Origin of the sequence: Streptomyces sp. NPDC047108 (assembly GCF_040643575.1) — a bacterium.
Lineage (GTDB): Bacteria > Actinomycetota > Actinomycetes > Streptomycetales > Streptomycetaceae > Streptomyces.
This window is the reverse complement of sequence record NZ_JBEYUP010000018.1, coordinates 38449-61210: the sequence shown is the minus strand read 5'-3', so window position 1 is coordinate 61210 and position 22762 is coordinate 38449. Positions and strand designations below refer to the sequence as shown.

Here is a 22762-nt window from a genome sequence, read left to right as displayed (position 1 = left end):
TCAGACCTCCTTCGCCTGCTCCAGCATCCGGTCGACCACCCGTGCCGACGCGCTGCCGTCGTCGAGGTCGCAGAACAGGTGGTGGAACCGGTCGAAGCGGTCCTGGTACTCCACCGACACCTTCTCGATGTCGCGGATCGCGTCGATCAGCTCCTCGGAGGTGCGGATCAGCGGTCCGGGAGCGTCGTTCTCGAAGTCGAAGTAGAACCCGCGGAGCTTGTCCCGGTAGTGCTCCAGGTCGTAGGTGAAGAACAGCATCGGCCGCTTGAGGTGCGCGTAGTCGAACATCACGGAGGAGTAGTCCGTGATCATCATGTCCGCGGCGAGATACAGGTCGGCGATGTCGGGGTACTCCGAGGCGTCGAAGACGAATCCGTTGCCCGCGCCGGGAACCGCGTCGACCACGTTGGAGTGGCGGCGGATCAGCAGCACGTGGTCGTCCTCCAGCTTGCGGCGGGCGTCCTCGAGGTCGATCCGCAGGTCGAAGATGTACTGGCCGGCGCTGTGCGACTGGTCGTCGCGCCAGGTCGGCGCGTACAGCACGACCTTCTTGTCCGCGGGCAGGCCCAGCTTCGCCCTCACCTTCTCGGCGATGGCGTCCCGCTCGGGGGAGTACAGGTAGTCGTTGCGAGGGTAGCCCGCTTCCTGGATCTCCCCGTCGTAGGAGAACGCCCGCTTCAGGATGGGCGTCGAGAAGCGGTTGGACGACACCAGCAGGCTCCAGTTGTCCGCCTCGAGCGCCAGACGGTTCTGGTACTCGCGGTCGAAGTGGAGCGTCTCGATGTCGTGGCCGATCTTCTTCAGCATCGTGCCGTGCCATGTCTGCACGATCACCTGGCCGGGACGGCGGACCACCCACTCCGGCAGGTGGCCGTTGGTGACGATGTAGCGGGACGTGGCGAGCGCCTCGAACCACTCGGTGCCCCACATACGCACTGCCTCGGCGGTCTCGGGCAGCACCACCTGGCCGTCACGGACGGCCCACAGGTACGTCATGTCGCTGCCGCGCCTCAGCAGTTCCTCGTGCATGGCCCGGGGGCTGTCCGAGTACTGCTTGCCGTTGTAGCTGAGGAAGAAGACCTGGTCACGCAGCGGCTTGTCGCGGCCGGCCCCGTAGACCTCCCGGCGCAGCTGCAGCTGACGGTACGGGCCGAGCTCCAGGTCGCTCAGCTCGGAACGGCAGTTGAGCTGCGGGAAGTCGCCCCAGCGGCTCTCGAACCAGTAACGGCGGCCGCCCAGCTCGGTCTTGAGCGGGAACAGGTCGGCGGCCAGCCGGTCGATGACGAACGCGGTGTCCGGGGCGTCGTCGCCGGCCTTGCGCAGGAAGAGGTTCCAGCGTCCCGCCTTGACCGGCACGTTGCCCGCGCCGCCCATGACCGACGGGTCGAAGGAGGCGGTGAACGTGCCGTCCGGCTGCCACTCGGCGGGGACCGAGCGCTCGTCGAACCGGCCCCGGGCCCTGACGACCAGGTCGGCGCCGACGAGCCGCTCGGTGGAGTGGCCGCTGACGACGATGCGGCCGTCGCGCTCGGCGATCTCGGTGATCACGGCCCGGCGCGCCCGCCCCACGATCTTCAGATAACCGTTGTGGCCGGACACCAAGGCCAGTTCGTGGTGGGACGCCTGCGTACCCAGCGATTCCGGCAGGTCCAGGCGCAGGTCGGCGAGGCCCTCCCGCACGATGCTGCTGAACCGGCGCCGGGAGCCGTCCGGCGCGGTCGCGACCAGGACCGTGCTCCACAACCGCCGATCGGGCTGCGCCTTCTCGTCGACGGTTCCGGACGGGACCAGCGCCACGTCCGCGACCGGCACGCGCGTGCGGAAGGCCGCGCCGCCCGACTCCACGGTGACGGGGTAGTCCATCACCTCGCCGCTCCTGGAGTTGCTCAGTCGCAGCACGACCTTGTCGTCGGCGGAGACCTTCGCACGCAGCTCACCGCTGATCTCGACGGCGTCGCCCTCCAGCCGGCGGTCGGTGATGAGCGCCTGCACCTTCTCGACGCGCAGCTTCAGCGCGCCGCGCTCGACGACCGGCAGCAGCCGGAAGTCGTCGTCGAGCCACTGATACGGCGGGAAGTTCGCGGCCGCGCCGCCGCGCGCCCAGACGCCGCTGCGACGCACGAGGCCGGAGGCGTAGACGTTGATCCCGACGTGCCACAGACCCTCCTGCCAGGCGTCGCCCTTGCGGAGCTTGGCCGGGTCGATGGCGAGTTCCCAGCCCGCCCAGTCGTAGTTGTAGCGCTTCTGGCCGGAGGAGGTGGTGCACTCGGGCCGGTGGACGTTCTTGGCCGGCAGGAACAGACGGCGGCGCGACTTGTCCCGCTTGAGCTGCACGACCTTCACCGTGCTGCGCTTCGTCGCCGCCTCGACCTTGTCGATGTAGGCATCGCCGGACAGCACCAGCTTGCCGTCCTCCCAGGTGACCGAACGCAGCGGCGCGCGCAGCGAGAGGTCGCGGTCGATCCGCAGGGCCGACTTGGGCAGTTCGACGCCGCTGGACTCCAGCGCGCCGAAACCGGCGTACTTGCGGAACCTTCCGGAGACCTCGATCGGCTCCTTGCGGCGCTGGGAGGCGATCAGCGCGATGAGCTCCGGCATGGCGTGCTTGCGGACGAGGAGGTACTGCACGCGCAGTTCGGCGGGCAGGTCCATCACCGTCTGCTGGTCGATGATGTCGAGGTAGCGGTTGGCGGCCTCGAGGAACGCCTCGTGGAACTCCGTGGTGGCGTCCGGCAGCACGCGCAGGAAGAGGCGGAGGTCGTCGCGCAGGACACGGTCGTCGTACTGGCGCTTGTACGCCGCGAACTCGGCACCGGGCTGCTCTGCCAGGAACCTGCTGATCATGCTCACCGAGGTGACGCGGTCGCGGACGGCCTGCGGCTCCCTGCGGCGCTGGGTGATCGAGGGCACCGACTCGCCCTCCCGCAGCCGCCAGTAGTACGTCGGCTCACCGATCATGTCGACGGCCTCGGCCAGGTAGTGGGCCGGGAGCACGACGGGGCCGTCCTCGAAGAGCATCCCCTCGGGGAAGGAGAACTTCCGCTCCTCCCAGAACCTGCGCCGGAAGACCTTGTTGCAGGCGATCCGGTCGGCCACCAGCTTCGGGTACCGGGATATGTGCGTGCGCTTCCTCGCCTCGCCCGCGAGCATCTTCAGCAATGGCACCTGCCAGGACTTCTCGCCCTTGAGGTGGTGGACGTTGCCGGTGGCGAAGTCGGAGCCGCTCTCGTCCAGGCTCGCCACCATGAGCCGGTACGCGTCGGGCGGGATGACGTCGTCGCTGTCGACGAAGGCCAGGTACTCCGACTCCGGCGACATGTGGGAGATGCCGGTGTTGCGGGCCGCGCCGAGGCCACCGTTCTCCTTGCGGATCAGCGTGAAGCGCGAGTCGCGCTCCGCGTAACCGGCCGCGACGGCGGCCGAGTCGTCGGGCGATCCGTCGTCCACCATCAGGACCTCGATGTCACGCAGCGTCTGCGCCTCCAGCGAGTCCAAGCACGCCGGGAGGTAACGCTCCACGTCGTAGATGGGTACGACGACACTGAGCCGGGGGGCCATGTGGCGTGGTTTCCTTTCGGGTCAGACCCGCTCGACCAGTTCGAGCACCTGGGCGGGGGACGGAGCGTGCGGGCGTGCGTCGAACGGCACGAAGGGCAGCATGTTCTTCTCGCCGAGGAACACCCGGCGGACGACGCGCTCGGCCGCGAGGCCGTCGTCGAACTCGCAGAACCGACGGCGGAACGCGGCACGCAGCAGGTCGGACGACACGCCGCGCCAGTCGCCGGAACGCAGCAGACCGATGAGGTCGTCCACGTTCGTGGCCACCGCGCCCGGCGGCTCCTGGAGAAGATCGAAGTAGGTTCCGCGGACGGCCGAGTAGGTCTCCCAGTCGTCAGCGAAGATCACGATGGGGCGGTCGAGCACCGCGTAGTCGAACATCGCCGACGAGTAGTCGGTGATCAGCCCGTCGGCGGCCAGGTACAGCTCCTCCACCCGAGGGTGGGCCGAGACATCGACGATCCGGCCGCTCGCCTGAAGCGCCGTCAGCTGCGGCGACGACGCGTAGAAGTAGTGGCCGCGCACCAACAGCGTGACGTCCGGGCCGAGTTCGTCGGCGACCCGCGCCAGGTCCAGACGCGGCCGGAACTCGGTCTCGTACTCGCGGTGCGTGGGCATGTAGAGGAAGGCGGTCGTGGAGTCCGCGAGGCCCAGCGCCCAGCGGGCGGCGCGCACGTCCTCGGACGTGCTGTTCACCAGCTCGTCGTTGCGCGGGTAGCCGGTCTCCAGCGAGACGTAACGGCACGGGTACACCCGCTCCCACGCGGCCGTGGAGAACCGGTTCGAGGACAGGCTGTAGTCCCAGCGGTCGCAGCGCTCCAGCAGCTTCTCGAAGTCCATGTGGGTGGACGCGGGGTACTTCCGCTGGTCCAGGCCCATGGTCTTGAGCGGGGTGCCGTGGTGCGTCTGGAGGTGGATCTGCCCCTCGCGCTTGACCACCGTGTCGCCGAAGTTGACGTTGTTCACGAGGTACTTGGCCCGGGCGAGCGCGGTCCAGTACGCGCGCGAGCCGACCCGGACCACCTCGACGCCCTTGGGCACGCGCTCGACGCTGTCCGGCCGTACGGCCCACACGCGCCGTACGTGCGGGGCGAGTTCGGCCAGGGCGGCGTCGATGGCCGCCGGGTTGCAGGAGACACCGCGGCTCCAGTACGCCGAGAACAGCGCGAGGTTCTCGTTGATCGGCACCCGCAGGCTCGAGTGGTACAGGGCTCCCATGGCGCCGCGCTTGGACAGGTTGATCAGCGAGCGCTGCCTCCGCAGGAGGGCCTGGCGGGCCTTTGCCACAGTGGTCGCGCCGACCATCGTGGAGTAGGCGTTTCGCTCCAGCAGCGAGTACTTGTAGCCACGGCCGCCGGCCGGGCGCTGGAAGCCCTCCGGCAGATAGGTGCCGTAGTCGGCCGCGGCGCGGTGGAAGAATTCCTGACGGGCGTTCTTCGGCAGCCGGTCGGGCTGCTTCAGGATGGTGAGGTAGTGGTCGACCATCTTCCGGAACAACTGCGGGCGCCAGTGGTCGAGTTCGGGGTGCTCGTCGATGAAGGAGAACACCCGGTCGTACTGCTCGAAGACATCGAAGTGCTTGCGGCTGACCGTCTTGAGGATGTTGCCGCCCTGACGGCGCTGGCGGTAGTGCACGCACACGCTGTTGAGGACGGATACTCGCTCGGCGGCTATCAGCGAGCAGAACGTCCACGGCGCGTCCTCGTAGTACCCGGCAGGGAACGTCAGACCCAGGCGGGTGACGAAGTCACGGCGGTACGCCTTGTTCCAGACGACCTGGAGCAGGTCGAGCAGCTCGGGACGGTCGGACAGCGAGAAGACGTCCGGGCCGTCCTTGCTGCGCAGCAGTTCGGCGAGGGCGTTCGGGCGAACCTCGCCGTGCCAGTACGTGCGGGCGTAGTCGTAGATGAGGACGTCCGGGTGGCCGGTGGCCTCGAGCCGGTGGGCGAGGGAGCTCAGCGCGCCGGGGACGAGCGTGTCGTCACTGTCCAGGAACAGGATGTAATCGCCGCGTGCACCGGCCAGGCCGGCATTGCGGGCACGTCCGAGGCCGACGTTCTCGGTGAGGTGGATGACCCGGATCCGCGCGTCCCGCGCGGCGTACTCGTCGAGGATCGCTCCGGACGCGTCGGGTGAGCAGTCGTCGACCGCCACGACCTCGAAGTCGGTGTAGTCCTGTCCCAGCACGGAGTCGAGGCACTCGGTCACATAGCTCTGCACCCCGTACGCAGGAACGACGAGTGTGAAAGTGGGCATCCTTGCAACCTGTTCAGAAATCGGCATGCCGCTCGGCCAACTCCCCGGCGAGATTGACGACCGTGGGGACAGTGCCACCGACTCCGTACACGTGATGAATGCGGAAAGAGATCTTCACCGCGATCCGGGAATTCATTGAGTGCGACCTTCGTGGGGGAAAGGCGAAACGGACGAGTGTGGATGGTGAACGGAGATCCCCGACGACCAACTGGCGGCTGCCTGCGCGCCTTGGGAGCTGCCGGCTGCCTGGGACTCTTCGCGACGTACGGGGCGGACTTCTGGGGAAGGCGACTCCCTTTTCGGTTCATGGTTCCGTTGCTCAGGTTCCTTCAGGCGTGCTCGATTGCTGAGCGTCAGCCTCGCGTCGGCGTTTTGAGAAGGCGCATTCGCCACAGCCCCTGAGGCATGGTCGCTTCAAGTGGGGAGATCAGGTCACATCTGCGGCGTGTTTCCCTATCCGCCTCAAGCCGACAATAGATCCAGGGAGTTACATTCTTCCGTCGGCCCGGTGAGCGTGAGCAGCAAAGACTCACGTCAGCCCTCTTGCCGAATGCCGAAGGTCACGTTCTTCTATGCTTTGGGCGGTTTGTGCGTTCTATCAGTCATCATCCTGAATATTGATGATGTGTCATGAGTAACGCGACGTTCGGATCGAGTTGCCTGGTGGTCGCGGAGCTGCCTGTGCTCCTCGTTCCAAGGGTTAGGACAGCCGTTGGGCACCCGGACGGCGAGGAGGAGGTTCGTCATGGTCGGCGTGCACTCGCGCCACCAGGCCAAGCCCGACCTTCACCAGCCGGGAGCGGACGGATCTGAAGGGCGGACAGCCGAGGACGCCCGTGTCCTGACCAACGGCTGGCCGGGTGCGATTGCGGAACCAGTCCGGGGCCCCCTCGCGCGGTTCGCTCGTCACCAGCTCACACAGCGCCGGCGTACTGCTGTCTGATGCGCACGAGGCGAACGCAACGCCCACCCTCGGGCACGCCGCCGTTCCGCCGACCCCATTCGGTGGACACCGCGGCCCGTCGGTGCTCCAGGTCAGGGAGGGCTGTGGCGACATTGGTCTCGGACGACGCCGGCTCGGCCAGAGAGCCTCGACGTTCACAGCGAAGCGAGCAACAGCATGGAGTTCGTTGAACGTCAGAAAGGCTTGGCCGATGCCCGGAAAGATGACGAGCCGGCGCGGCCGGGTGCTGTGCATGGCTGGAGTGCTGCTCATCTCCTCCATGGCGACGGGTGCCTCGGCGCTTGCCGAGCCACCCGTACGCGGTGGACCGTCCGTGGGCGACGCGCGGATCGGACTGCGGTGGCTTCCTTGCCAGGGTGAGGAGCAGCGCGGTTTCGAGTGCGCGGATGCGCACGTGCCGCTGGACTGGGCGCATCCGCGGGGACGGTCGATCGAGCTGGCGGTGATCAGGGCCAAGGCGACCGACCCCGGCCGGCGGGTGGGCTCCCTGTTCTTCAACCCCGGGGGGCCCGGCGCCGCGGGCAGCACAAGACTGCCCGCGGTGTACGAGAGGTTTCCTGAGGAGGTGCGAGAGCGCTTCGACATCGTGAGCTGGGACCCTCGCGGTGTCGGGGAGAGCACCGCCGTGCGCTGCTTCGACACGGCTGAGGAGGCGATCGCGTTCGAAGAACGGGTCCCCCCTTTCCCGGTAGGGAAGAAGCAGCGCAGGACCTTCGTCGCGGCGTACGAGGAGCTCGGGCAGCGCTGCGAGCGACGCTTCCCGGCACTGCTGCGTCACATCTCGACGGCCGATACCGCACGGGACCTCGACGTACTCCGGGCAGCGGTCGGTGAACGGCGCCTGCGGTACTGGGGCATCTCGTACGGAACCTTTCTCGGCGCGACGTACGCGAACCTGTTCCCGTCTCGCGTCGACCGGATGCTGCTGGACGGCAACATCGATCCGCAGGCCTGGGTGAACGGCGGCCGGAAGCGGGAGCCGCGTCTGAGCACCTCACTGCGCATGGGATCGGACCTGGGCTCGGCCGCCACCCTCGGGCAGTTCCTCGACCTGTGCGGCCGCGCCTCCACCCGCGGCTGTGCGTTCTCCGCCGGAAGCCCCGGCGCGACGCGCGCCAAGTTCGACGAGCTGATGCGGCGTCTGAAGAGGCGGCCCGTGGGGGAGTGGACATACGCGCGGACCGTCAGCGCGGTCCGGGCCGAGCTGAATCTCGTCCACCCCGCCTGGGCCGATGCGGCGGAACAGCTCCAGTCATTGTGGGAGGGGCGCCCGCCGCAGGAGCCGACCCCGCCTTCCGACCCCCCCTACCCCGGCTTCGAACAGTTCTACGCCGTGACGTGCTCGGAGAACCCCAATCCGCGCGACCCCCGCCGATACGTCCATCTCGACGAGTTGAGCGCACGGCGCGCCGGAGACCTGGGGCACTGGTGGGCCTGGGCCGACGAGCCGTGCGCCACCTGGCCGGCCAAGGCGGCGAACGCATACACCGGGCCGTGGGACCGCCCCACTCCCCGAACCGTCCTCGTCGTGAACCCCACGTACGACCCCGCGACCCCCTACTGGTCCGCCCAAGCCATGGTGCGGCAACTGCACGACGCCCGTCTCCTCACCCTCGACGGGTACGGCCACACAGCCCTGACGAATCCCAGTCGCTGTGTCAACGCATACGCGGTGCGGTACTTCCTGGCCGGCGCTCTGCCCCCCGTGGGGGCCAGATGTGCTCAGGACCTTCCGCCGTTCACCACGCCGTCCCGGGCCACGACCGAGGGCGCCGCGGTCCGCCCGTAGGGGCTGTCGCCTGGATCACTGAACGGACCGGAGGAAGACGCCCGCGATGTGGTGTCCAGGCCGGACGGATGGTGGCCGTCCTACCGCAGGGGCGGCATCGGGCGGCCCTGGACCTTCCGGACGCAATGCCGCCCCGGGGAGTCGTATCAGGAGGGGCCCCGACGCCCCACACGCCGGCTGCAGCCGCGCCCTCACCACATCGCCCGCCGTCATACCCAGGTACGACGGCCCGACCCGGCCTCCGGTATGACGCCGCGCACGCTGTCAGTGCCTAGGCTGAAGCGGTTATGAGTGCCCCACCCCCCTCTGCCGAGGAACCGCGTCCGGAGCGTACGACCGCGAGGGCGGAGCGTGTCCGGGGCGCGGTGAGGCGCGCGGTGCGTTCGGAGCGGGCGCGGTCCGCCGCGCGTGAGTCACTGCATGCGCTCGGCACCGCGCTCGCCACACCGACCTCACCGTCGACACCGCTGCTCGCGCGGGCGCCCTCACGCTGGCAGCGGTGGATGCCGTATGCGGTCGCGTTCACGCTTGTCGCCGTGCTGCTGCCGGTCACGATCGTCGTCCTCATCCGGGACTACGGCGTGAACGGCGGCCTCGCGGGCGCCCTCGCCACGGCGCAGACCGCCCCGCTGCTGCTCGCCGTGGTCCGGCCCCTGCAGGCCTGGTGGATCATTTTCGCCGCCGATGTGCTCGGCGCGGTCGTCCTGATGGAGGCGGACGGCACCGTGGGCAGAAGCTGGCCGTGGACGCCCATGATCGTTGTCGGCTACTTGGGGCTGATGCTCGCCCTGGGACTGCGTGAGCCGCGCCGCACGCTCGTGGCCGTCTGGCTGGTGACCGGTGCGACCGGGTTCCTGTTCGAGCTGGTCCGGCCGGAGTACAGCGACGGCATCGATGTGCTGCTGTTCGTGCTCAGTGCTGCCGTGCTGATCATCGCCCATACCGTGCGGTCGCGCGGCGAGGTACAGCAGCGGCTGGCCGAGCAGGAGACGATCAGCGAGGCCGAGCGGGCGCAGCGCACGATGCTGGAGGAGCGGGCGCGGATCGCGCGCGAGCTGCACGATGTCGTGGCGCACCACATGTCGGTGATCACCGTGCAGGCGGACTCGGCGCCGTACCGGATCGAGAGCCTGCCTGACGCAGCTCAGGACGAGTTCGCGACGATCGCCTCCAGTGCGCGGGAGTCCCTCGCGGAGATGCGGCGGCTTCTCGCGGTGCTGCGCAGCGACGGCTCCGAAGGGGAACGGGCGCCGCAGCCTGGGCTCAACCGGGCGCAGCAACTGGTCGAGGCAGCGGTGCGGGCCGGGGTGCCGGCAGAGCTGTCGCTCCCCGCGGAGCTGGGCGAGGTGCCACAGACCGTGGACCTCTCGGCCTACCGCATCGTGCAGGAGGCGCTCTCGAACGTGTTGCGGCATGCGCCGGGCGCCGCGACACGGGTGTCGGTGACGGCCGACGAGGAGTTCCTGACGGTGCTGGTCGTCAACGGCCCCTCGGCCGAGCCCGCGTCGACGCTGGAGACGATCGGTACAGGTCACGGGCTGGTCGGCATGCGCGAGCGCGTACGGTTGACCGGAGGCACTCTGGACGCGGGCCCGCTGCCAGACGGCGGCTTCCGTATCGCCGCGCACCTGCCCCTGACGAACATGAAGGACCCGACTTGACCATCCGCGTGATCATCGTCGACGACCAGGCCATGGTGCGCGCGGGCTTCGCCGCACTGCTGTCCGCGCAGGCCGATATCGACGTCGTCGGCGAGGCACCGGACGGCCGGCAGGGCATCGACGTGGCCCGTTCCACGCACCCGGACGTCGTTCTGATGGACGTGCGGATGCCGGAGCTGGACGGCCTGGCCGCGGCCCGCGAGATCCTCAAGCCGCCGCCGGGCGTCGTCCACGTACCGAAGGTGCTGATGCTGACCACCTTCGACGTGGACGACTACGTGTACGAGGCGCTGCGCGCCGGCGCGTCCGGCTTCCTCCTGAAGGACGCACCGCCCGCCGATCTCGTCTCCGCGGTCCGGGTCGTCGCGGCCGGCGAGGCGCTGCTGGCCCCTTCGGTGACGCGGCGGCTGATCGCCGACTTCGCCGCGCAGCGCCCGGTCTCGCGCGGGAACCGCGCGTCGTTGCGGCTCAAGGGCCTCACCCCGCGGGAGACGGAGGTCCTGGAGCTGATCGCCCGTGGCCTGTCCAACCAGGAGATCGCCGATCACCTCGTGGTGGCCGAGCAGACGGTCAAGACACACTTCGGCCGCGTCCTGGTCAAACTGGACCTGCGCGACCGCGCGCAGGCAGTGATCTTCGCGTACGAGTCAGGGCTGGTGAGCCCGGGAGACCAGTAGTACCCCGGTATCACTGCAGCATTGGCTCCACGGTGTGACGCTTCCTCAGCCGTCCTCTTCCTACCTTCCACTCCGCCACGCAGCCGGAGGAGGAAGTGGGGATCATGCGACGGTTCAGAAGGACTCTGGGCGCCGCGGCGCTCGCGGCGACGGTGGTCGCGGGCACGGTCGGCTCGGCCTCGGGGACAGCCCAGACGCCCATCACCGGGCCTCCCCCGGGCACAGCCGCATGGCGGGGGGACCACTCGCTCGGGCGGGAGCTGCCGGACCCGGCGCGGGCATCCGCGGGTGAGGTCGCGGCGTTCTTCGACTCGCTGACGGATTCCCAGGAACACGATCTGGCGTCTCGCCATCCCCGCGTCGTCGGCAATCTGGACGGCGCCCCCTCAGCCCTGCGGTACGAGGCCAACGCCCGTGCGCTGCCGACCCGTTCGGACGACCGGCAAATCCTCGCGTACGACCCGCGCGGACGCGGAGAGATCGTCGAGGTGTTCGGAGACCTCGACCGCGCCCGGCACGTCGCCGTGATCGTGCCGGGCTCCGACACCGACGCGCGCACCTTCGACCGTACGAGCGCGATGGCGCGGTCCCTGTACGAGGAGACGGCCGGCGCCACCGCCGTGGTCGCGTGGGCCGGCTACACCACACCCGTCGGTGTCGGGCTGGACGCCGCCACCGGCGACCTCGCGGAGGCCGGAGCCGAGCGGCTGGTCCGGTTCACCAGGGGGCTCACCGCGACGGGCGCCGCGAAGCCCGCGCTGTTCTGCCACAGCTACGGCTCCGTCGTGTGCGGACTCGCCGCGCACGAGGCCGACGCGTCGGACATCGTCGCCTTCGGCTCGCCGGGGATGCGCGCCGACGACGTCGCCGACCTGGACACCGACGCCCGAGTCTGGGCCGCCAAGGCCCCGGCCGACTGGATCTCCAAGGTCCCGAACGTGGAGTTCGCCGGTCTCGGCCACGGAAACGACCCCACCGCACCGGAGTTCGGAGCCCGTCACGTGCCCGCGGACGACGTCACGGACCACACCGGCTACTTCGAGCCCGGGACGTCGTCCCTGCACGCCTTCGCCGCGATCGCACGAGGAGAGGTCCGATGAGGACCCCGGCCCGGCTCGTCGAGAGGATCGAGGCGTCGACGCCCGCCCACCGCGACCGCGCGATCGACGGACTGCGCGCCCTGGCGCTGCTCGCCGTGCCGACCGGGCACTGGCTGCTCGGTGGCTTCACGCTCGACGCGGACGGTGCGATCCACAACGCCAGCCCGCTGTCGACCTTCGGCTTCTTCGCGCCCGTCAGCTGGGGGCTGCAGATGCTCGGGATCTTCTTCCTGGTGGGTGGCTACGCATCGGCGCTCTCGTATCACCGCCGCCCCGGTACGACCGCCCGATGGCTGGGCGGCCGCGTCGCCCGGCTGGGCCGGCCGGTGCTCGGCGTCACGGCGGTGTGGGCGGCGCTGGTCGCCGTCCTGTCGGCGACCGGGGTGCCGGAGGCCACCCTGAGGACCGGAGCGACACTGGTCGTCCAACCACTGTGGTTCGTGGGCGTGTACGTCGTGGTCACCGCCCTCACACCCCTGTGTGTACGCGCCGCACGGCGTCTGGGCGGCTGGTCGGCGGTGCCGCTGCTGCTGTCCGTCGCCGTGGTGGACTTCCTGCGGTACGGGCCGTACGCCGAGGCGGTGCCGTCCTGGCTGAGCGCGCTCAACATCCTTCCCGGCTGGCTCTTCGCGTACCAACTCGGCGTCTCCTGGGGCGAGAAGCGCATCGGGAAACGGACTGCGGTGCTGCTGCTGGCAGGCGGATCGATGCTGTTCGCGGTCCTCCTCGGCGTCTTCGACTACCCCGCGTCGATGGTCGGCGTGCCCGGTGAAGCCCGCACGAACTCCCACCCCCCGTCGCTGCTCGTCCTCGCCCTCGCCGCGGCGCAGAGCGGCGCCGCGATGCTGGTACGCGACCGGCTGGCGCGGCTGCTGAAGCGTCCCGCCGTGTGGGCGCCGGTCGTGGTGGTCAACCTCTCCGCGATGACGATCCTGTGCTGGCATCAGACCGCGATGCTCGCAGCGGCGATCCCCGCGTCGTACATGGGCGCGATCCGGGGCCTGACGACGGCGCCGGAGTCACTGGGCTGGATCCTGGCGCGGCTGGCCTGGATGCCGCTCTTCGCGGCACTGCTGGTCCTGATAGGGCGCTACGCCCGCCACTTCGAGATGCCCTGGCGTGAGGTGTCCACGGCGCGCCGCGCGCTGGCAGGCCTTCTGGCGGCGGGATTCGCCCTCTTCGCTCTGGGGTGGGCGTAGTGGGGACGGTGCCCGGTGGCCCGGTGCCCGATGGCTCGGGTGACGCAGAACGCTCGACCGGTGAACTCCGGTCGAGCGCCTGCATCCAGTGCTCACGGCACGATGAACAGGACCACACGGGGCAACGAACCCTGGAATCCGCCTCGCTGAGGATCCTTCCGTCAGTCCCCGCCCGGCCGGGGAGATCGGCAAGTCCGTCGACCATCGAGTGCCGGTTGCTGCGCGCGGTCAGGACCTGACCGCGAATACCATGCCGATGTCGCCGGCCTCCTGCACCGGGTTCTGTTCGGTGCGGACCGTGAATCCGTGCGCGAGGAGGATTTCGCAGACGGTGTCGCGGTTCCGCTCCCAGTGCTCCACCTCGACGACGACCTGGCGGACCAGTGGCCAATGCTGTTCCCCGATGCCTCTGAGCACATCGATTTCGGCGCCTTCCACATCGACCTTGAGCAGGTCGATGTGCTGGATGCCCTGCTCGTCGAGTACCGATGACAGGGGCCTGACCTTCACCTGGTGCGTCTCGAGCTGCCGCATTCCCCGCAGCTTGTGGCGGACGAGAAGGGTGAGGACGAAGGCGGGTACGCGGCGCAGGACCGGTCCCAGGCCGCCCTGGCGGATCATTGCGACCACGCTGGCGGTGACCCGGCGCTGCTCAGCCTCGATGTTTCCCCGGTCCCGGGAGGACGACGAGAAGATCGTGGCGGCCGGAACGTAGCTGAAATCGAGCTTGTCGTCACGGGAAGCCAGGCCGTAAGGGAGCGCGGTCAGGCGTCCGTTGAAGAACTCGCGGGCATTGCGTTCGAGTGTCGCGTGCAGTGGCGGCACCGGCTCGAATGCATAGATCCGCACGTCCCCGTCCAGCCGCTCGTAGACGGCCGCCGAGAACACACCGATGTTGGCGCCCACGTCGAGTACGGTCGCGCCTGGCGTGCACTCGATGCCGTGGGTGAAGTAGCCGCCCACCTCCCCGCGTAAGAAGGACGCTTCCCAACGATTGATGCCATGCAGTTCCATCGAATTCATGGTCATGACAAGTCATTTATCAGGGTTGAAGCCGACAAACCAGTCCGCATGCTTCACCGCGGTCGTGTCCCCATCGGCACGGCCCGGCATCGGCCCATTCTCGTAACCACGGCTGAATCCCAGGTGAGCGGCTTCACCGACCTGTGGGGACAGTCTTCAGACGCCCTCTCAATCGGCCGGTTCGCGGTGGCAGATGAGGGGAGCGGGCGATGCTTGTGAAGGCGAGGAAGTGCTCGGCTTTTCGCTGGTGGCGTCGGTGGAGGCGGCGAACAGCCGGCGAGCCACGCCATGGTGCGCTCGATGGTCCAGCGGTGGCGGCCCAGTCGCTGCGAGGTTGCGACCCGATCCCGCGACGTGCGTCGTTCTTTCTCGGTATCGGCGGCGTGCTGGAGACCACGCCGCCGGTCCGCGCATGCAGGTCGGGCGGCGTGAACCCCGCGTACTGATCCTCGGGCACGACGGCACGGTGTTCCCGATCGGCACCTTGGAGCGCCGTCCGTTCGCGGTCGAAGACGGGCGGGTGACTGGTGGCCCGGGCGTTTCGACGTGCTCGGCGAAATTGGTGCAGGCGATCCGCGGGTCGGCCGCGCCCGAGGATCTGAGCGGGGTCGAGGCTTTGGTGACGTGCGGCGAGGAGAACGGCTCCCACACCTCGCGGGACTACTCGACGAACGCGCCCTGGCGTGCGCTCGGGCCCGACGCTGAATCGCCGCGACGAACCGTGGACTCACGGCGTCTTCTTGAGAGACTGCTCGGGTGATCGAGATCCGAAGAGCGGTCAGTAGCGACCTCGATGACGTACTCCCTCTGATCGCGGAGTTCTACGAGGCCGACGCCCACTCCTTCGACCTGTCCCGTGTGCAGGCGGGTCTGAGACCGTTGCTGGCCGATGATGCCGTGGGTCAGGTCTGGGTCGCCCAGGACACCATGGGGGCGGTGTCTCTTGTCGGTTACGCCGTCGTGACGTGGAGCTGGTCGCTGGAGTCCGGGGGCCGCGACTGTCTCCTCGATGAAATCTATGTTCGCCTCCGCGGCGAGGGAATTGGCGGCCGTCTTCTCCACCACGCCATGACGGAGGCTCAGGTGGCCGGCTGCGCCTCGATGTTCATGGAAACGGAGGCGCCCAACGACCAGGCACGCGCCTTTTACGCCCGCCATGGCTTCAGCGTCGAGGACTCGGTCTGGATGGGACGCGACCTCGTCGATGGCGCCTGACCGCGGCTGTCGCAGGAAGACAACGAGAAGCCGCTCGCTGTTCGACCCGGAACACCGGAACCACGCGGAATGAACAGCCTGTGAATGCGGCCGTCGACGAGGTCCCCCACGTTCGCGGCGACGCACTCCACTACTGGTGCGGCTGGGGGAGGCGACGACTGCGGAGCGGGTGCCCCACGCTCGTCCATGCCGCAAGCGCAGGCCCCCTGCAGCGTCGTGAGGAAGCCGCTTCCCGGGCGGGCGAATCCGGTCATTGGACCGGCAGGCAAGTTGCCCTCCGCCGTGGAGTTCTCGATCGCCTCTCGCGGTCTTGAACTCCACGGCGAGGGAGGTCGGAGGTTCGGGCCCCTCAGAACCTCGGTTCCGGCGTCCGGGCCGTGACCAGTTCCACGGCCTCCTGATATGTCTCCACCGCCGGCGGTGATCCCTCCAGCGGACGCTGCGCTGTCTCCTTCATGCAGACCACGGCGATCAGCCCGATCAGGGCGGCAGCCATCGAGTAGTACGCGGGCATCATGTCCGTGCCCGTCGTGTCGATCAGGGCCGTGATGACGAGCGGGGTCGTGCCGCCGAAGAGGGAGGCGGAAAGGTTGTAACCGATGGACAGCGACCCGTAGCGGACATCTGTCGGGAAGAGCGCCGGGAGAGCCGCGGACATCGTCCCGAGCAGGCAGACGAGGGACAGGCCGAGCATGGCCATTCCGGCGATCACCGCGGGCAGGCTGCCCTGTTTGACCAGCAGGAAGGACGGGATGGACAGCACGAAGAAGCCGAGCATGCCCGCCATGAGGAGAGGCTTGCGGCCGAAACGGTCGTTGAGCCGGCCGATCCGAGTGATGACCAGCATCAGTACGGCCATCGTGCCCAGCAGGATGAGCAGTCCGTGGGTGTCGTCGTAGTCCAGCTGCTCCGTCAGGTAAGTGGGCATGTACGACAGCAGCATGTAGTCGGTGATGTTGTAGGCACCGACCAGCGCCACGCACAGGATCAGTGTCGGCCACTGTTCCGAGAAGACCCGGCCGAGCGCCTTCTGCGGGGCGTTCTCGGACAGGTGGGCGGACTCCGAGGCCTTTTCCTCATTCCCGCTCTCGGCGCCGGGTTCCGTCGTCCCGCGGCTCCTGTTGGACTCCAGCTTCTGGAATGCCGGGGTCTCGTCCAGCTTCAGCCGCAGATAGAGGCCGACGAGGCCGAGCGGGCCGGCCACCAGGAAGGGCAGACGCCAGCCCCAGTCCAGCATGGTGGCGTCACCGAGCCAGGCGTTGAGGACCGCCACGAGTCCGGCCGCACCCACGTAGCCGGCCAGCGTGCCGAACTCCAGGAAGCTCCCGAAATAGCCGCGCTTCTTGTCGGGGGCGTACTCGGCAATGAAGGTGGACGCCCCGCCGTATTCGCCGCCCGTCGAGAAGCCCTGGAGCAGCCGGAAGAAGATGAGCAGCGCCGGTGCCCAGAGGCCGATGCTCGCGTAGCTCGGGATCAGGCCGATGAAGAAGGTGCCGGCCGCCATCAGCATCATCGTCGCGGCGAGGACCTTCTTGCGGCCGATGCGGTCGCCGAGCGGGCCGAAGAAGGCGCCGCCGAGGGGGCGTACGAGAAATGCGACGGCGAAGGTCGCGAACGAGGAGAGGAGTTGGGTGGTGTCGCTGCCTCCGGGGAAGAAGACCTTGCCGATGGTGGCGGCGAGGTAGCTGTAGATCCCGAAGTCGAACCACTCCATGGCGTTGCCCAGCGAGGCGGCCTTGACGGCGCGTTTGACGGCAGGTTCGTCGGTGATCGTGATGTCGCTGCGGCGGAGCCGCGGGTTGCGCCGACGGTTCAGCGCCCGGAAAAGGTTGGGGTGACGCTTCCGGGCTGCCGGATCGGTCTCGGCTTCGGCGCTGCCGGCCATGCGCGGTTCCTCTCGCTACGGATGTGCTGCAGAGGAGACGTCTGTGCAATAGATGGCCATGTAAACCAGTTCCCCGTCGAACTGGGACTCTGATCACAAGCTGCCGCTTTTGCGGCAGCCCTACGGCGTGAGCCCGGGGGAGCGGCGTCAGGACTCGAGGCCCACCACGACGGCGACTCCACAGGCCGTCAGGGTGCAGAGGACTCGGGCGTCGCCGTCTTCTCGGTGCGCTGCTGCGCCAACAGCTCCGGCAGCGCGGTCAGACCGTTCGTCGAGTTGCGCGCAGTACGACGTCGCTGACGTGGTGGGTGCTGGCCGCGCCGGCGGGTCGTGGCCGGGTTTCGTGGATCTCGACGTGCCAGGTGCCAGGGTCGGCCGCGAGCGCGGTAGCGAATTCGTCGACCCCGACGAACGCCTCCGGGTCGTACATCCGGGTCTGGGTCGCCACGTCCACCGGGTCGCGCAGGGGGGCGAGGTCGTGGTGCACGACCAGGAACGTGCCGCCAGGGGCGACAGCGGCGAGCAAGCTGCGCACACCGCGCTGGTCGGGCGTGCGCTTGAACGAGCCGTACTGCAGCGAGACCAGGTCGAAGGTCTCGGTGCCGAAGGGCGCGGGATCGCCTGCGTCGCTGCGTACGAGGTTGACGGCGAGCCCGCGGCGTTCGGCCTCGGCGCGCACCCGGGCGAGAGCGTTGCCGGAGATGTCGGTGGCGGTCACCTTCCAGCCGTGCTCGGCCAGCCAGAGGGCGTCGGCGCCCTCGCCGGTTCCGACGTCGAGCGCCCGGCCCGGGGGCAGGGCGGTGACCTCGTGGACGAGCGTGCCGTTGGGGTTGCCGCTCCACGCTCTGCCGGGGCCGCCGTAGCGGTGGTCCCAGTCGGCCTCCTCGCCCGAGTGCCGGACAGCAGCGCGCAGTTCCTCCTCGGCGAGGCTGAAGGCGATCATGGCGCCGACCTGGCTGCCCTGGGCGGCCGACGGCAGCACCTGCAGGCTCGGGTCGGTGACGTTGCCGGCCGCGTAGATCCCCGGTACAGCCGTCTCGCCGCGCGCGTCGACGGCGAGGACGTCGCCGGCGCCGGTCGGATGCGGGGTGGGGGTGAGCCCGACCCCGGCCAGCACGTCGGCGCGTGCCCGGAACCGCGGGCCGACCACGACGGCATCGGCCTCGAGGAGGCGACCGTCACCGAGTTCGACCCCGGACGCCTCGCCGTCCGGCCCGGTGAGGACCCGGCCGACCTCGCTGCGCTCGACGGTCACGCCGGAGGCTCCAAGGGCTTCGACCAAGCCCTCGTCGAGCCCGGTCGGGTCGTGCAGCACGACGGTCAGCCGGTCGGTCAGGTGCCGGAACAGCGGGGTCGGGTGAAGACCCAGGGGGTGCGTGACGATCTGCACCAGGCGCTGGTCGCGCACCTCGAAGCCGTGGCAGAACGGGCAGTGGATCACGCCGCGCCCCCACCCCTCGGCGACGCCGTCGATCGCGGGGAGCTCGTCGGACAGGCCGGTCGCAGCGAGGACACGGCGGGCCACCAGTGCATGCCCACCGGTGAGGTCGAGCCGGAACCGGCCGTCGTCGCGACGGTGCACTCCCACGACTCGGCCGGAGAGCACCTCGCCACCGTACGTGCGTACCTCTTGGCGCCCGACCTCCATCAGCTCGCCGGGCGCGACCCCCTCGTGCCCGAGGTAGCCGTGCATGTGCGCGGCGGGGGCGTTGCGCGGGGTGCCGTCGTCGACCACGACGACACTGCGCCGCTGGCGGGAGATCTGCAGGGCCGCCGCGAGACCGGCGGCAGAGCCGCCGATCACGGCGACGTCGCAGTGACGCTCCAGGGTGGGGTGCTGGGCATGGTTGACGTGCTCGCTGGGCTCGGAACGGTCCGAGTGCCGACTCGGGGCGGAGTGTTCGCTCATGGTTCCGACGGTACGGCGTCCGACGCTATCCGCAAGAGGCCTTGCGCAATCTGCAAGGCGCGCCCAGGATGGAGGCATGAACGGAGTCGCCGACATCGAGGCCCTGGCGCGGTCGCGCCTGCGCAGCATGCGCACCACCCTGGGGTACTCCCTCGACGAGCTGGCCGAGCGCACCAACCTCAGCCCGTCGACCATCAGCCGCGTCGAGACGGGCAAGCGCACGCTCAGCCTTGACGTGCTCGTGCCGCTGGCCAACGCTCTCCAGGTGAGTCTCGACGTGCTCTTCGAGGTGCCCACCGACGACGACGTGGTCATCCGTCCGGTCGCGCACAGCAGCGGCACGCGGACGACGTGGCCGCTGAGCCGTCCGGACGGACGCACGGTCGCGATGAAGATGCGCCTCGAGCCCTCCGACACCTCACCCAGCCAACGGGTGCACCCGGGCCACGACTGGTTCCTCGTGCTCGAAGGGCGCGTGCGGCTGTGGCTGGGCGAGCGGCAGATCGACGTCGACGCGGGGGAGGCGGCGGAGTTCGCGACGATGATCCCGCACGCGTTCACGGCGCTGGACGGCCCAGCCGAGTTGATCATGGTCTTCGACCGCGATGGACAGCGCGCACACGTACATCAGTGAGCGGTGTGCCGGATGAAGTTGCGGGCTGCCGCTCTGGTGTGCGCGGGCTTCGGGATGCTCGCGCTGGGCAGGGGCGGTTGGGTTCGGTTCCTTCCGATTCCGCTGGCCAGTCTTGCTGACGTGCTGTTTCACCAGATGGCAGGACGCCGATCAGGTCTCGGACGAAGCGTGGGGCCGGCCTTCCGTGTTGCGTCGCGCGCCGGCTCCCGCCCGTGATGCGGCCTGTGACTTTGGCACTACGCCTCTCCCGGGCAACCGGTCGCGGACACGGCCGAGTTCCCCGCAGAGGCGTGCGCCGGGACCGTGCCGGAAAGGTCGATGCCCGCGAGGTCGAGGAGGAGGGCCTTGACGTCGGTGGCTTTCGCCGGCGCGCGGACGGTGCCGGGGCGGGAACAGATGAGGACCGGGCCCTTGGCCACACTCGCGGGCGGGCGTCCGTGGCTGCCGCGCACCGGGGACGGATCCAGCGGAACGACGGCCATCCGGTAGCGGAGCCCGGCCTTCTTGCGGAGCAGGGAGGTTGCGGCACGCAGGCGCACGAACGGGTCGAGGGGGTCCAGGAACAGTTCGGCGGGGTCGTAACCGGGCTTGCGGTGGATGTCGACCATGCGCGCGAAGTCGGGGGCCCGTCGGTCGTCGAGCCAGTAGTAGTACGTGAACCAGGCGTCGGGTTCGGCGATCGCGACCAGGTCCCCGGAGCGGGGATGGTCGAGCCCATGGGCCCTCTTCCCCGCGGCGTCGAGGACGATGTCGACGCCTGGGAGTTCTTCGAGGACTCGGCGGGCCGCGGCGATGGCTGCCGGATTCTCCGGTCGGCGTACGTAGACATGTGCGATCTGGTGATCGGCCACGGCGAAGGCGCGCGAGGCACCGGTGTCCAGGTACTCCATGCCGTGCTGGGTGCTGACCTCCAGCAGTCCCGCACGCCGCAAGGCCCGGTTGATGTCCACGGGTCTGGAGACCGGGGTGATGCCGTACTCGGAGAGCACGACGACGGTCCGCCCCTCGGCCAGGGAATCGGCCAGCAGGGGGCCGAGCACGGCGTCCAGGGCGGCGGCGGCCGCGTGGGCCCGCGGATCATCCGGCCCGAAACGCTGCAGGTCGTAGTCGAGATGGGGGATGTAGGCGAGCGCCAGATCCGGGTTGCGAGTGCGGATGACGTGGCGGGTGGCGTCGACGATCCACTGCGAGGACGCCAGTCCCGCGCGGGGACCCCAGAAGTCGAACAGCGGGAAGACGCCCAGCTTCCGGGTCAGTTCGTCGCGTAGTGAGGCCGGCTTGGTGTAGCAGTCGGCTTCCTTGCGGCCGTCGGCGTAGTAGACGGGCTTGGGAGTGACGGTGAGGTCCGTATCGGCACCGATGGCGTACCACCAGCAGATGTTGGCAACGGAGTAGCCCGGATGAACCCGGCGAGCAGCGTCCCAGATCTTCTCCCCGCCGACGAGCCGGTTGTGCTGGCGCCACAGAAGCACTTCGCCCAGTGCGCGGAAGTACCAGCCGTTGCCCACGATTCCGTGCTCGCTCGGGTCGGCACCCGTGAGGAACGTCGACTGGACGGTGCAGGTCACGGCGGGCAGCACCGTCTGCAGCGGCGCGTACGAGCCCGATTCGGCGAGAGCACTCAGCCGCGGCATGGAGGGCAGGAGGGCGGGGGTCAGACCCACCACGTCGAGGACGAGCAGGGGTGCCGGGGCAGGGGGCGCGTTCATTCGATCTCCTTCAGGCCCAGATCGACGAGGTGGTCGCGTACCAGCGCGAGCTCCGCTGCGATGCCGGCAGCGAGTTGTGCCGAACCGGAGGGGCGCAGTGAGACGGGTAGGGCTTGCCAGGTGTACGTCTCCACCTCCAGGTGCCGGGTGAGGGGGGACGGGCCGCCCAGAAGCCGCGCGAGAGTGTCGCGCAGCACCGGCATCGTCGAGGTCAGAGGCGGCTCGGGTGCGGCATGCAGCGGAACGTGGAAGTGACACCTCCACGGACCGGAGACGGGGAGGGGGCCGCCCTCGGCAAGGGCGTGCTCGAGATCGTCGGTGCCGTGGACCGTGCCATCGGCGGTGAGCGCGCGGGTCTGGTGGAGGAACCGGGGTTCGGCGTAGGCGGCCAACGCTTGCGTGACCGCGGGCAGGTGGGGATCGTCGGCGTGCAGCGCCGCCGAGAGCTGTGCCTTGACGATGGGAATGCCGGCTCCCAGCAAGTCGCCGACCGCGGTTCCCGGGTCCTCGAACTGCGTCGCGAGGTGACAGGTGTCGATGCACACCCCGATGCGGTGGCGCGGCGGTGCTCCGGGGGCGATCAGGGCGTCCACCGCCTGGGCCGTGGTCTCCACGACGCATCCGGGTTCGGGTTCCAGGCCCATGCGAATGCTGCGGCCGCTGCGCCGATGCATGGCGTCGAGCTGTTCGGACAGGACGGTCAGGGCGCGGCGGGCGGCTCGGGCCCGGTCCGCTCCGAAGGGGACACGCCAAGCCAGTGGCAGCGTCGAGATGCTCCCCTCGTCGACGTCGTCGGGCAGGAGCACGGTGAGCAGATGCGCCAGGTCGAGGGTGTGCCTCCCGCGCTCGCTCTCGGTCCAGTCGGGCCGGTAGACGCGGTACTTGACGGCTCGGTCGCCGAACCCCTTGTAGGGGAAGCCGTTGAGCGTGACCACTTCCAGGCCGCGGCAGTGCAGGTCTCGTCGCAGGTCGTGCAGCGCCGCGGAATCCTCCATGAGGGTCCGCGCCACGGTGTGCGAGAGCCAGAGTCCGATACCGAGGGTCTTCCGCCCGAGGCGACGGCGGACGGGTTCGGCATGGTCGTGCAGCATGCGCCGTACGCCGGCGAGGTCCTCCGCGGGGTGCACATTGGTGCAGTAGGCGAGGTGGACTGTGGAGCCGTCGGGGTGCCGGAATCGCACGG

Annotated in this window: 15 protein-coding genes and 1 pseudogene; 8 read left to right on the top strand and 8 right to left on the bottom strand. The window is 69.3% G+C overall.

Going from position 1 to position 22762, the window contains the following annotated elements; genetic code table 11:
* A complete protein-coding gene (locus ABZ822_RS26450; RefSeq protein ID WP_360859240.1) occupies nucleotides 1-3558 on the bottom strand; it encodes a CDP-glycerol glycerophosphotransferase family protein in 3558 nt (1185 codons plus the stop codon).
* A gap of 21 nt (nucleotides 3559-3579) precedes the next feature.
* A complete protein-coding gene (locus ABZ822_RS26445; RefSeq protein ID WP_360859237.1) occupies nucleotides 3580-5814 on the bottom strand; it encodes a CDP-glycerol glycerophosphotransferase family protein in 2235 nt (744 codons plus the stop codon).
* 1196 nt (nucleotides 5815-7010) lie between these two features.
* On the opposite strand from ABZ822_RS26445, the gene ABZ822_RS26440 reads away from it, so the two are divergent.
* The 5 genes from ABZ822_RS26440 (at nucleotide 7011) to ABZ822_RS26420 (ending at nucleotide 13204) form a co-directional block, all read left to right on the top strand.
* Entirely contained in the window at nucleotides 7011-8567 is a 1557-nt protein-coding gene (locus tag ABZ822_RS26440) for an alpha/beta hydrolase (RefSeq protein WP_360859234.1), read from the top strand.
* 377 nt (nucleotides 8568-8944) lie between these two features.
* Nucleotides 8945-10228 (top strand): sensor histidine kinase, encoded by a 1284-nt coding sequence (locus tag ABZ822_RS26435; RefSeq protein ID WP_360859231.1) that lies wholly within the window; start codon nucleotides 8945-8947, stop codon nucleotides 10226-10228.
* The gene (locus ABZ822_RS26430; RefSeq protein ID WP_360859228.1) at nucleotides 10225-10905 is read left to right on the top strand and encodes a response regulator transcription factor; all 681 of its coding nucleotides are present in this window, start codon (nucleotides 10225-10227) and stop codon (nucleotides 10903-10905) included. The genes ABZ822_RS26435 and ABZ822_RS26430 overlap by 4 nt, the downstream gene beginning before the upstream one ends.
* A 104-nt stretch (nucleotides 10906-11009) precedes the next feature.
* The gene (locus ABZ822_RS26425; RefSeq protein ID WP_360859225.1) at nucleotides 11010-12005 is read left to right on the top strand and encodes an alpha/beta hydrolase; all 996 of its coding nucleotides are present in this window, start codon (nucleotides 11010-11012) and stop codon (nucleotides 12003-12005) included.
* Nucleotides 12002-13204, top strand: coding sequence for an acyltransferase (locus tag ABZ822_RS26420; protein WP_360859222.1), 1203 nt, complete (start codon nucleotides 12002-12004; stop codon nucleotides 13202-13204). The genes ABZ822_RS26425 and ABZ822_RS26420 overlap by 4 nt, the downstream gene beginning before the upstream one ends.
* A 228-nt stretch (nucleotides 13205-13432) precedes the next feature.
* Here the strand turns inward: ABZ822_RS26420 and ABZ822_RS26415 are convergent, their stop codons facing one another.
* Together ABZ822_RS26415 and ABZ822_RS26410 are read right to left on the bottom strand one after the other, a co-directional pair.
* Complete coding sequence (locus ABZ822_RS26415; protein WP_360859219.1) at nucleotides 13433-14233, bottom strand: FkbM family methyltransferase; 801 nt, start codon at nucleotides 14231-14233, stop codon at nucleotides 13433-13435.
* Nucleotides 14234-14395: 162 nt separating this feature from the next.
* A pseudogene (locus ABZ822_RS26410) lies at nucleotides 14396-14562 on the bottom strand (transposase); the annotation flags it as partial.
* A gap of 77 nt (nucleotides 14563-14639) precedes the next feature.
* On the opposite strand from ABZ822_RS26410, the gene ABZ822_RS26405 reads away from it, so the two are divergent.
* Together ABZ822_RS26405 and ABZ822_RS26400 are read left to right on the top strand one after the other, a co-directional pair.
* Complete coding sequence (locus tag ABZ822_RS26405) at nucleotides 14640-14987, top strand: hypothetical protein (protein ID WP_360859433.1); 348 nt, start codon at nucleotides 14640-14642, stop codon at nucleotides 14985-14987.
* Nucleotides 14984-15442 (top strand): GNAT family N-acetyltransferase, encoded by a 459-nt coding sequence (locus tag ABZ822_RS26400; protein WP_360859217.1) that lies wholly within the window; start codon nucleotides 14984-14986, stop codon nucleotides 15440-15442. The genes ABZ822_RS26405 and ABZ822_RS26400 overlap by 4 nt, the downstream gene beginning before the upstream one ends.
* Nucleotides 15443-15791: 349 nt before the next feature.
* On the opposite strand, the gene ABZ822_RS26395 is transcribed toward ABZ822_RS26400, so the two are convergent.
* Together ABZ822_RS26395 and ABZ822_RS26390 are read right to left on the bottom strand one after the other, a co-directional pair.
* On the bottom strand, nucleotides 15792-17327 hold the full coding sequence (locus ABZ822_RS26395; RefSeq protein WP_360859213.1) for an MFS transporter: 1536 nt from the start codon (nucleotides 17325-17327) through the stop codon (nucleotides 15792-15794).
* 259 nt (nucleotides 17328-17586) lie between these two features.
* The gene (locus ABZ822_RS26390) at nucleotides 17587-19236 is read right to left on the bottom strand and encodes a bifunctional NAD(P)/FAD-dependent oxidoreductase/class I SAM-dependent methyltransferase (RefSeq protein ID WP_360859210.1); all 1650 of its coding nucleotides are present in this window, start codon (nucleotides 19234-19236) and stop codon (nucleotides 17587-17589) included.
* 76 nt (nucleotides 19237-19312) lie between these two features.
* Between ABZ822_RS26390 and ABZ822_RS26385 the strand changes: the two genes are divergently transcribed.
* Nucleotides 19313-19870 (top strand): XRE family transcriptional regulator, encoded by a 558-nt coding sequence (locus tag ABZ822_RS26385; protein WP_360859207.1) that lies wholly within the window; start codon nucleotides 19313-19315, stop codon nucleotides 19868-19870.
* A 236-nt stretch (nucleotides 19871-20106) separates the two neighbouring features.
* Here the strand turns inward: ABZ822_RS26385 and ABZ822_RS26380 are convergent, their stop codons facing one another.
* Together ABZ822_RS26380 and eboE are read right to left on the bottom strand one after the other, a co-directional pair.
* Complete coding sequence (locus tag ABZ822_RS26380) at nucleotides 20107-21579, bottom strand: nucleotide pyrophosphatase/phosphodiesterase family protein (RefSeq protein WP_360859204.1); 1473 nt, start codon at nucleotides 21577-21579, stop codon at nucleotides 20107-20109.
* Entirely contained in the window at nucleotides 21576-22760 is a 1185-nt protein-coding gene (gene eboE / locus ABZ822_RS26375) for a metabolite traffic protein EboE (RefSeq protein ID WP_360859201.1), read from the bottom strand. The genes ABZ822_RS26380 and eboE overlap by 4 nt, the downstream gene beginning before the upstream one ends.
* Nucleotides 22761-22762: the final 2 nt, after the last annotated feature.